This is a genomic window from Aneurinibacillus tyrosinisolvens, assembly GCF_001015055.1.
GTDB classification, from domain to species: domain Bacteria; phylum Bacillota; class Bacilli; order Aneurinibacillales; family Aneurinibacillaceae; genus Aneurinibacillus_A; species Aneurinibacillus_A tyrosinisolvens.
Genome location: NZ_BBWZ01000083.1, coordinates 1 through 8,905, shown reverse-complemented (window position 1 = coordinate 8,905; position 8,905 = coordinate 1). Strand labels below are relative to the sequence as shown.

The 8,905-nt window shown below is 39.9% G+C and carries 13 protein-coding genes and 2 pseudogenes; 5 read left to right on the top strand and 10 right to left on the bottom strand.

Translation table 11 applies throughout. The features are described from left to right. The 7 genes from MBEAL2_RS27945 to MBEAL2_RS27920 form a co-directional block, all read right to left on the bottom strand. Nucleotides 1–1,624 (bottom strand): heavy metal translocating P-type ATPase (locus MBEAL2_RS27945; RefSeq protein WP_047155462.1); only part of this gene is annotated, 1,624 nt, incomplete at its 3' end. A gap of 102 nt (nt 1,625–1,726) precedes the next feature. Then, nucleotides 1,727–1,927 (bottom strand): copper chaperone CopZ, encoded by a 201-nt coding sequence (copZ, locus tag MBEAL2_RS27940; RefSeq protein ID WP_047155461.1) that lies wholly within the window; start codon nt 1,925–1,927, stop codon nt 1,727–1,729. A 27-nt stretch (nt 1,928–1,954) separates the two neighbouring features. Then, the gene (locus MBEAL2_RS27935; RefSeq protein WP_047155464.1) at nt 1,955–2,272 is read right to left on the bottom strand and encodes a metal-sensitive transcriptional regulator; all 318 of its coding nucleotides are present in this window, start codon (nt 2,270–2,272) and stop codon (nt 1,955–1,957) included. 239 nt (nt 2,273–2,511) lie between these two features. Beyond that, the gene (locus MBEAL2_RS33395; RefSeq protein ID WP_439644909.1) at nt 2,512–2,676 is read right to left on the bottom strand and encodes a hypothetical protein; all 165 of its coding nucleotides are present in this window, start codon (nt 2,674–2,676) and stop codon (nt 2,512–2,514) included. Then, complete coding sequence (locus MBEAL2_RS27930; RefSeq protein ID WP_047155460.1) at nt 2,646–3,143, bottom strand: hypothetical protein; 498 nt, start codon at nt 3,141–3,143, stop codon at nt 2,646–2,648. The genes MBEAL2_RS33395 and MBEAL2_RS27930 overlap by 31 nt, the downstream gene beginning before the upstream one ends. A 137-nt stretch (nt 3,144–3,280) precedes the next feature. Beyond that, a complete protein-coding gene (locus tag MBEAL2_RS27925; RefSeq protein ID WP_047155459.1) occupies nt 3,281–3,874 on the bottom strand; it encodes a class I SAM-dependent methyltransferase in 594 nt (197 codons plus the stop codon). A 13-nt stretch (nt 3,875–3,887) separates the two neighbouring features. Continuing rightward, on the bottom strand, nt 3,888–4,220 hold the full coding sequence (locus tag MBEAL2_RS27920) for a hypothetical protein (RefSeq protein WP_052948078.1): 333 nt from the start codon (nt 4,218–4,220) through the stop codon (nt 3,888–3,890). Between the two features lie 708 nt (nt 4,221–4,928). Here MBEAL2_RS27920 and MBEAL2_RS34265 point away from each other — a divergent pair. From MBEAL2_RS34265 to MBEAL2_RS27905, 5 genes and pseudogenes are all read left to right on the top strand, one after another. Beyond that, a pseudogene (locus MBEAL2_RS34265) lies at nt 4,929–5,230 on the top strand (response regulator); the annotation flags it as partial. A 45-nt stretch (nt 5,231–5,275) separates the two neighbouring features. Next, nucleotides 5,276–5,653, top strand: coding sequence for a winged helix-turn-helix domain-containing protein (locus MBEAL2_RS34260; RefSeq protein ID WP_369405547.1), 378 nt, complete (start codon nt 5,276–5,278; stop codon nt 5,651–5,653). A 69-nt stretch (nt 5,654–5,722) separates the two neighbouring features. After that, entirely contained in the window at nt 5,723–5,980 is a 258-nt protein-coding gene (locus MBEAL2_RS32360) for a hypothetical protein (protein WP_047155458.1), read from the top strand. Continuing rightward, nucleotides 5,907–6,149 carry an ATP-binding protein gene (locus MBEAL2_RS30835; protein WP_082130237.1) on the top strand — a complete coding sequence of 81 codons (243 nt, stop codon included), beginning with the start codon at nt 5,907–5,909 and terminating at the stop codon, nt 6,147–6,149. The genes MBEAL2_RS32360 and MBEAL2_RS30835 overlap by 74 nt, the downstream gene beginning before the upstream one ends. Then, nucleotides 6,146–6,364 carry a hypothetical protein gene (locus MBEAL2_RS27905; RefSeq protein ID WP_047155457.1) on the top strand — a complete coding sequence of 73 codons (219 nt, stop codon included), beginning with the start codon at nt 6,146–6,148 and terminating at the stop codon, nt 6,362–6,364. Before MBEAL2_RS30835 ends, MBEAL2_RS27905 begins: the two co-directional genes overlap by 4 nt. Before the next feature lies 1 nt (nt 6,365). On the opposite strand, the gene MBEAL2_RS27900 is transcribed toward MBEAL2_RS27905, so the two are convergent. The 3 genes and pseudogenes from MBEAL2_RS27900 to MBEAL2_RS27890 all read right to left on the bottom strand — a co-directional run. Continuing rightward, nucleotides 6,366–7,721, bottom strand: coding sequence for an IS4 family transposase (locus MBEAL2_RS27900; RefSeq protein WP_047155456.1), 1,356 nt, complete (start codon nt 7,719–7,721; stop codon nt 6,366–6,368). Nucleotides 7,722–8,027: 306 nt separating this feature from the next. Next, on the bottom strand, nt 8,028–8,645 hold the full coding sequence (locus MBEAL2_RS27895; protein ID WP_047155455.1) for a LysE family translocator: 618 nt from the start codon (nt 8,643–8,645) through the stop codon (nt 8,028–8,030). Then, nucleotides 8,642–8,905 (bottom strand): annotated as a pseudogene (locus MBEAL2_RS27890) (hypothetical protein); the annotation flags it as partial. The pseudogene MBEAL2_RS27890 and the gene MBEAL2_RS27895, both read right to left, overlap by 4 nt.

Sequence of the window (8,905 nt, the reverse complement as noted above, 5' to 3'; positions counted from 1 at the left end):
TAGCGGTCTTTCCTTTCTGTTCGAGCTGATTCATTGTTTCAAAGACATGATTTACAGAAATACCGTACTGATCCATCAATTTGCGTGTGCCAACTAGCACTTCTCTTCCTTCCACTATCGCTCGTATACCATAGCCGGGAATGGCTTCAAACTGTTCAGCTGTTGGTATAGATGTTCCTTTTTCCACAGCGCCTGAAACAATGGCTTCTGCAAGTGGATGTTCAGAATTTTTCTCTGCACTGCCCACCAACTGTAGAAAGGTGGATTCTTCGATTCCTTCTGTAATCACATCTGTTAGTTCCGGCTTTCCTTTTGTAACGGTTCCTGTTTTATCCACCATGACAACCTCTACCTTATGGGCTGCCTCTAAATGCTCGCCCCCTTTGAACAGGATGCCAAGTTCAGCAGCCCGACCGGAGCCTGCCATGATGGAAGTGGGTGTGGCCAGCCCCAAGGCACACGGGCAAGCGATAACGAGTACAGCAATGAGCTTTTCAAGCGCGTTAGCAAAATCACCAGGTGCTATCCATAAGTACCAAATAAGAAAAACAACAACGGCAATCCCGACTACGATTGGTACAAAAATTCCTGAAATTTTATCTGCAACCCGCTGAATGGGCGCTTTGGAACCCTGTGCTTCTTCAACCACTTTGATAATTTGCGCCAAAGCGGTTTCTCTACCAACCTTGGTTGCCTTTGCTTTTAATACGCCGTTCTTATTGACGGTAGCTCCAAATAATGGTTCTCCCACTTGTTTCTCAACAGGGATGCTTTCCCCTGTTAACATGGACTCATCTACCGCGGAGCGTCCCTCAACAACCTCTCCATCCGCCGGCACTTTTTCCCCTGGTTTTATGACCATGATATCTCCAACCACCACTTCTTCAATAGGAACAGTGATTTCTTGATTATCTCGTATGATAAGGGCTGTTTTTGCCTGGAGTCCCATTAATGTCTTAATGGCTTCTGAGGTGCGCCCTTTTGCAAGAGCCTCAAATAGCTTCCCTAGAAGGATGAGTGTAATTAAGACAGCGCTCGTTTCATAATACATATCCACCATATGATGAGGGTTCCCGATCGATTGAATGGTGAGATATAAACTGTAGAAGTACGCCGCCGATGTTCCCAATGCAACCAGTACATCCATATTCGCGCTTCCGTTACGAAGGGCTTTATAGGCTCCCTCATAGAACTGCCTTCCAATAATAAACTGCACCGGAGTAGCCAATGCCAGCTGTACCCATGGGTTCATCAACGCTTCAGGAAGCCAAATAAAAGAGGTGAAGGAAAAGTGGCTCACCATTGCCCAGAGCAGGGGAAAAGATAAAATGGCGGAGGCGATAAGTTTTTGTTTTTGACGAGTGAGTTCTTTTTGCCGCTGCTCACTTTCCCCATGTTCCTCTTCTTTTTTCAAGGCCGCTTTATATCCAAGCTTATCGACTTTGCGAACCATCTCTTCTATCGAAACCTCAGACGGTGCATATTCTACGTGAGCCGTTTCCAGCGCCAAATTCACAGTTGCTTTTGTGACACCCGGCAGCTTATTTAATCCCTTTTCGATGCGGGTTGCGCAAGCAGCACATGTCATGCCTGTAATGCCAATTGTTGTTTGTTTTTGTTCCATATCACTACCTCCTCCAATATACCCTATAGGGGTATGATTTATTCAAAAAAAATTTAGATAGGAAAATGGGCAGCCACTCTTTAAGGGAGTGGCTGATATAGCTTACACCACATCGTACCCTTGATCTTCAATCGCTTCTTTAATTTTTTCAAGGGACACTTTACTTTCATCGTATTCCACGGCAACGGACTTGCTTTCTAAATTCACTTTTCCTGAAGCACCTACCTCTTTCAATGCTCCCTCGACAGCATTCACGCAATGACCGCAGGACATACCTTCTACCCGTAATGTAATGTTTTTCATTTTTATATTTCCCCTTTCTTATTTATGTTACTTGATGAGTTTACCCATCGTTTTAAGCAGTTCATTAATGACTTCATGGTCGCCCTCTTGAATTCGTTCAATGACGCAGCTTTTCATATGTCCTTCTAGAAGAAGCTTCCCTACACTGTTTAGTGCCGACTGAATGGCAGCCAATTGATTGAGGACATCATCACAGTAGGTATCCCTTTCAATCATGCCCTTCACGCCCCGAACTTGACCTTCAATTCGGTTTAACCGTGCGACCAAATTAGCTTTCACTTTCTCAGAATGATGACTTTCTCGATGTCCGTTTGGGGAGCAGCAACTTGTGTTTTCGACTTCCATTGTTTCTTCCAAGAAAAATCATCTCCCTTCCTGTTTATAATATAGCATACCCCCCTAATGTATACAATATACTTTTTATTTATTTTTTTGAAATCACCAACCAGATAGCTTTGTATTTTAGTTCCTCCTTTCTTATATAAAGAGGATAACTTAGGTAAAAGTCTGCATTTTGAAAATTGTATAGTATGTGAAATAGGGCTATTTTTTAATTTGCTGTTTTGTCTACATGTCTTATTCTTTTAGGGTAATCTAGAAACGGATTCCTGTGTTAAATCTGAATTAACTCCAATGGCAGCTCGGCTCCCTTCAGCTGCTGCAATGATTACTTGAGAAGGTGCAATAACGGAAGTATCCCCCGCCGCATAAACGCCTTCTACATTTGTCCTACCAAAATCGTCTGTAATGATTCCACCAATTTAATATCAGGAGCAGTCCAATCAGAACAATAACTGAAAGCAAAATCATCAAGTACATAGGTAAAAAGAACAATGCTATGGCAAACCAAGCAAAGAGTAATGAGACTGGGCTGGTTGCTTTGAGGAACCGATAAACAATTGCAGTAAGTCCTGAATGGTATAGAGGTGTTGCTTCTAGGAGGAGTAAAAGCGGATTGCATATCGTTCCAAAAACTAAGGGTATGACTACATATAAGGGGAAATCCGATTTCACCGCCCATTCCAATAAATAAACAAATCCGATGGCTAAAGCTTGCATGAAAAAATCTAAATGGGCCGATTTTAGCTTTCGAGGATTTGTAAATATTTTTGCCCATTTGTGGCGAGTTCTGGTAGTACACCGCCGCAAGTGGAAGTGATAAAACGATGCCCAGCACAAAGGAAATGAGTCCCCACTGTAACAGTAAAATGTTCATTTTCGTTCTCCCCTCAGAGTGTAATCAATTCTCGTTGGTTAACAAAATAAAGTCTTAACATGAATTTATTTAAGGAACTTCCGTTAGCCCATTTTACGATACCCATGTATAGTATTAAATTTTCACAAGAAATTCTTTCATTCCTTGTTTAACAAAAAATAGTAATGCTCATATTGTTGCCTTCCGTGACTGATAATTGAAAAATCAACTTCTTTAATCCAGTCTCTCATATCATTGGCTGGAATGCGATGGCTAATAGGTGGCCCATATTGTCCCATTGAATTAGGATCAGATTCAGATACTAATATACGTGTTTCCTTCGAATGAATATGGCCATAAAGATTTTTCAATATTTGTTTTGGTGAATCCGTATGATGCAGGATATCCGTTGCCATAATAATATCAACAGGGCCTATGCTGCCAAATTTAAATTCTTCAGCATCCCCCATAACAACCTTGATATTACTATATCTTTGATTGAATTCCTTTAAAAGAAACTCGATTGCTCCCTGCGATTTCTCCAATGCAATGACATTTCCGGTATTCCCCACTGCTTCCGCATAACGTAGGGTAAACATACCTGGGCCAGGCCCTATATCTAATACTGAATTCCCTGATTGTAATTGGATTAACTGAATCCATTCATCGACAAGCGGCATTCTTTGAAGCTGTCTTCTTTTTACCTCTTCCCAACCAAGAACCGACAAATCCTTATCAAATTGTAAACTCATTACCCATTCCCTCCTACCAGCCAAATTTATATAATGTATAAATGACAAAACCAAAGGAAATTAAAACAGATAAAGAAGTCATGACCTTCATCCAAACAGGCATATGTTTGTGCTTACTGAGGCGATAGCCTGAGTAAATAGCGGTAATGAACGTAGCGATAATCATTGTTCTTCGAACCCATAGTACACCGGACATGGTAGCCATCATATTTGTTGAACTTCCAAGCAAAAATAGAATTCCTACATGAAGCCAGTGGTGCGAAGAGGCAATAATCGAAAAAAGTATTGATGATAATGAAGTAGCTACAGTTGTAGCCATTTTTTTATGAACATGCTGATGATTCATTGTTATCTCTCCTCGTTTTGATTAGTAAATTGATAAATTTTTAAACCATTTCCTAAACATCAGTGAAACTCTTTCCAATGCCAGGTTCACCGCTGCGCCTGAAATCCTTTTTACTTTCTCACCGCCCCTTTTTAAATACGACGACGAAGACAGCATATGTTATTCTTGTTATACTAATCGTTGCTTATTTTTGTTCCATATCCTAATCCTTCTTCTATATACCCCATAAAGGTATATTTTGTTCAAAAAAATTTAGATAGGAAAATGGCAACCCACACCTCTTTTGGGTGGCTAATATACGTTACACTACTCGTAATCTTGTTCTTCATGGTGACTTTTTTTATGTTCATCTTGAGAACAGCAACTCTGTTCTTGTAGTTCTATTTTTTCTTCCAAGATTTTCATCTCTCTTCTCAACCACAATATAGCATACCCCTCTATAGTATGTAAATGTATTTTTATTTATTTTTTTAATCACATCTTACTTGGAATATGTAAAAAGACGAGCCTGCTTTGGATCGACTCTCCTTATCATTTATGCATAAAATAATCCTTCGACATTTTCGAAAGAGTTACTTTATTTTAAACTGCCTTTCCGAATGACTCATGAACACTGTTCCATAAACACCAAAACCATACTTATAGACGGCTCTACATACTTTCTTCAATTTTATGGGTTAAAATAAAATTACTATTGGATTTTACGGGATGGTGTTTTTATTGGAATCAAATAAGTTAAACATTTTGGTTATAGATGATGAATGGAATATGCGCAACCTAATCAGACTGTATTTAAGCAATCCGGAATGGAACATTATTGAAGCAGAGTCAGGACTCCAAGCAATAAAGGTATTCAACGTAAATCAATTTCACCTTGTCATTTTGGACATTATGATGCCGGAAATGGATGGCTGGGAGGTCTGTAAAGAGAGGAGAAAAAAAGTAACGTACCCATCCTGTTCCTTACCGCAATCACTGATACCAAGGATAAAGTATATGGATTAAACCTCGGCGCAGATGATTATCTTACGAAGCCCTTCGATAAAGATGAATTTTTGGCAAGAGTTAAAGCGCTGCTACGAAGAATTCCTTTCAACCAAAGACAGTCCAGTGATCAGGTAATTGTAATCGATGAAATAACGATTAAACCTGAATCGAGGGAATTGTGGATTGAAAATAACGCTGTAGCCCTTACTCCGAAAGAATTCGATTTATTTTTTCTCCTTGCTAAAAATCCGAGTCGTGCCTTTAGCAGAGAAGAATTGTTGGAAAGAATTTGGGGAGCGGATTTTTATGGTGATTTTCGAGCTGTTGACCAACATATAAAAAATATTCGAGAGAAATTGAAGAAAGCTGGATGCCCCTTTAATCCTATACAAACGATATGGGGTCATGGATATAAGCTTCGAGGGAAGAAAAAAACAAATGAATAGTATTGTATTGAAATTATCGCAAGTAAAAATTATAAAGAAGTAGAACCCAGTATTTTGGTCGCTTCTCACATGACAAAAAGTGATGTTATTTTATTGGATTCTTCAAGGAAGATTGCATTAAATTCGGGGACAAATGTTAGGCTAAACGAAGTGCTTTCGTCGGATGAATGGGAGCTTTTAAAAGCGGGTACACCCATTGAAAGCCACCTGAATGCACCAGAGAGTATTCTAATTGGCAAACCAGTGATGTCCAATGGTCATTTTAATGGAGCAGTACTTATGCTTTCTTCCACACAGGATATTCAATCGTCCATTTCGCATTCATAGGGTGGAAAAGTCTCGTTCACGAGAGTATGGAGGTTCGGGGCTTGGTTTAGCCATTGTTAAAAGATTAGTGGAAATTCAAGGTGGCTCCCTTCAAGTGGAAAGTAACCTAGGTATAGGAACAAAATTCACGTTAACTTTTCCCATCCCACAGGAGGATAACATCCGATGAAAAATATCGATTGGGTTATCGCTGGGGTATTTATCTTGTCGGGAATCGTATGCCTTTCACTTGCCCCTACCTTATTAACGGGAAAAGGGGCATTCATCCATTCCTTTTGCAATGTCTGTCTGTGGACGGTGTTTCCGTTCGTTTTCATTTGGGGGTTATTTATTAGAAAAAAAAAGAAGAAAATGAATAAAAAAGATGAAATTACATTTTATTAACTCAACTTTCGCAGTTTAAATTAGGTAGGTAAGCCTTGATGTAGCTGGGCAAACCAGAAATCCATTGTTGGAGTTGACTTTGAATGAATTTTGAGAGTTTCTTGCTGGTTTTTTTGGCAATATCCGTGATCAACTCGAAGAGTTGATGTAATGCAATCGCCCAATCCAGTTCGCAAACTTCATCGCAAAGCGCAAGAAATAAACCGCCCAACGAACGGTCGTCTGTACTTTGTCGATGCTGCCAGGCCAATACAATATAGCGAGAGAACACAATCGTTGTATGACTAATCAACAGGTCATAGGAGCGTCCTTGAAATTCTTTTTGCAGACGCAACAAGGATTTCCTACATTTGAAAAAGACCTCAATATCCCAGCGGATCCCGTAGGTTTGAATGATTTCTTCTTCCGTTAAGGATAAATCGGTGCACAAAATAGCCAGCCATTCCTTTTTCTTCGAACGGTGACGCACAAAGACCATAATAATCGGAACGCCTGCTAATTCGGCGCGGATAGAACGTAAAACGCCTTTGTTCCTTCTTTTAATCGGCGTTGCAGCGTAGTAAAGTTCCTGCAGCGACAGAGATTCCATCCCTATCTGGTAGCGTTTATTATCTGCCTTGACCATGCCGACGGCATGGAGTCCTCTTCCGACGACTTCCTTCACGAGAGGGGCATGCGTGAACCAACTGTCCATGAGTACATGGGAAGCCGTCACGCCTGCATCCATCGCACGATCCAGCATCTCAGGGATCAAGTGCGGGGCGGGCCGCAGGGCTTCTATTCGCCGCTTATAGCCGGATGTGCGCTTATCCACCCCTTCGGTGATGCCATGGATTTGCGATTTAAGGGAGCCAAGTAAAGAGAAATCCACAGGAATGAAGGTATGACCGTCTGACCAACCGAGTGTGAGCATCCGATATCCCTTGTAGTAACAGCATGTCGCATGATCTTTGAACCGCGCAAGCAGTTCGACCGCCTTGCTTCGATTCCGTTCAAACATGGAATCATCGACAATAAAAGCCGTTACGCGCCGGGTTGAAGTTAAAGGGCGAACCTTCTCGATCGTAGTGGTACTTAACAAGGTCAGAAAACGGCGCCATGGATATCCGGCATGGTTCAAAAATCGATAGACGGTATCCTTGCCAGGGAAGGATTCTCCCCGGTCACTTTCCAGCATCCGAAACCAGTTTTTATGATGAAACAAGAGCACAAAGACAAGTTGGAATAGATAGGAGCAAGAAAAGCCAAATCGTTTTTTAAAACCTACGGTTTTCAAGTGTTGTAGTACTTTTAGCTCCGTAAAAGCGGACTGAATTTCTTTAGGAAGTTGATTCTTCTGTTGTTTTTGTTCTATCATATAGAGGACACCTCTTCCGTAGGGTAGTTATTGCCAGACACAATTACTTTACCAAACGGAGCGGTGTTTTTCTATTTTCAGCGCACTTTTCAGCGATATTGTCCATCTATGTTTCTGAATCACTATGAGGCCTTATACAGTAAGGAGCCTCATGGCTTATCGCTCTGCGAAAGTTGAGTTTATTACTCCAATATTTTCGAGAAAACATGGGTCAAGACATATTCTTAAAACAAAAAGCCGGTTTTTCTACTCTAAGGATAGAAGAACCGGCTGAGAAACATTTGTATATAATGGTTAAAAAATAGATTATCTCTTTTCAAAAACCAATTTCATTCCAAGTGTTATCAGCATAAATCCTGTTATTCGTTGAAATGCAGATTGAAAAGATGGTTTATTAAACCATATGCGAACGTAATCAATCAAATAAACATAGATGACTAACCATATTAGAGTTATAAAAACTGGAACTACCCCTAATAAAAACATCTGTAATAAAGTGTTCTCTCCACGTACGATAAATTGTGGTAAAAATGAAACAAAAAAAATAACGGCTTTGGGGTTAAGTACATTGGAGAACACTCCTTGCAAAAAAGAAGAGCTTTTAGACGTTTTCCCCGAAGTAGTTATATGTGCTGTTATATTTTTTTTCTTTGAAAAGAGGGTCGATATTCCCATGTAAATAAGGAAAGCAGCGCCAGCATATTTAACAAATTCAAAAAGTAAGACAGAACTAGCAATAATGGCAGACAACCCAAGAATTGCAAGCAATTCATGAATTATAATACCTGTGCAAATTCCAACAACCGTTTTAAGACCTACCCTTTTACCTTGAGCTAGTGTATTTTTGGTCACCAATACTGTATCAGCACCCGGAGTAATTGCAATCAATAGGGTTGTTAACATGAATAAATAATAATGATTCATAAAATCCCCCTCCTTGTTTTATTATAAACATAAGCAAAACCTTTATAAAGAAGTTCTATCCGTTTTTCCCCCTTTAATAAATCAAAAGAAAAAAAACGCCTCCATGAATAGTCTAAAGAGAGATGATAAATAGGTGTAGCTAATGCAGTTGAGACGACTATCATTATTATCAAAATTGAAAAGATATCAATAGTTAAAATACCAGTCGAAAGGCCAATATTAGCAATAACTAAACCCATCACGCCTCGTGCATTCAATAG

Bases quoted from the DNA above. Each gene is read 5' to 3' on its own strand.
- MBEAL2_RS27935 (WP_047155464.1), bottom strand. From the start codon at position 2,272: ATGGAAGTCGAAAACACAAGTTGCTGCTCCCCAAACGGACATCGAGAA.
- MBEAL2_RS27930 (WP_047155460.1), bottom strand. From the start codon at position 3,143: ATGAACATTTTACTGTTACAGTGGGGACTCATTTCCTTTGTGCTGGGC.
- MBEAL2_RS27905 (WP_047155457.1), top strand. From the start codon at position 6,146: ATGAAAAATATCGATTGGGTTATCGCTGGGGTATTTATCTTGTCGGGA.
- MBEAL2_RS27925 (WP_047155459.1), bottom strand. From the start codon at position 3,874: ATGAGTTTACAATTTGATAAGGATTTGTCGGTTCTTGGTTGGGAAGAG.
- MBEAL2_RS32360 (WP_047155458.1), top strand. From the start codon at position 5,723: ATGACAAAAAGTGATGTTATTTTATTGGATTCTTCAAGGAAGATTGCA.
- MBEAL2_RS30835 (WP_082130237.1), top strand. From the start codon at position 5,907: ATGGTCATTTTAATGGAGCAGTACTTATGCTTTCTTCCACACAGGATA.
- MBEAL2_RS27895 (WP_047155455.1), bottom strand. From the start codon at position 8,645: ATGAATCATTATTATTTATTCATGTTAACAACCCTATTGATTGCAATT.
- MBEAL2_RS27900 (WP_047155456.1), bottom strand. From the start codon at position 7,721: ATGATAGAACAAAAACAACAGAAGAATCAACTTCCTAAAGAAATTCAG.
- copZ (WP_047155461.1), bottom strand. From the start codon at position 1,927: ATGAAAAACATTACATTACGGGTAGAAGGTATGTCCTGCGGTCATTGC.
- MBEAL2_RS27920 (WP_052948078.1), bottom strand. From the start codon at position 4,220: ATGAATCATCAGCATGTTCATAAAAAAATGGCTACAACTGTAGCTACT.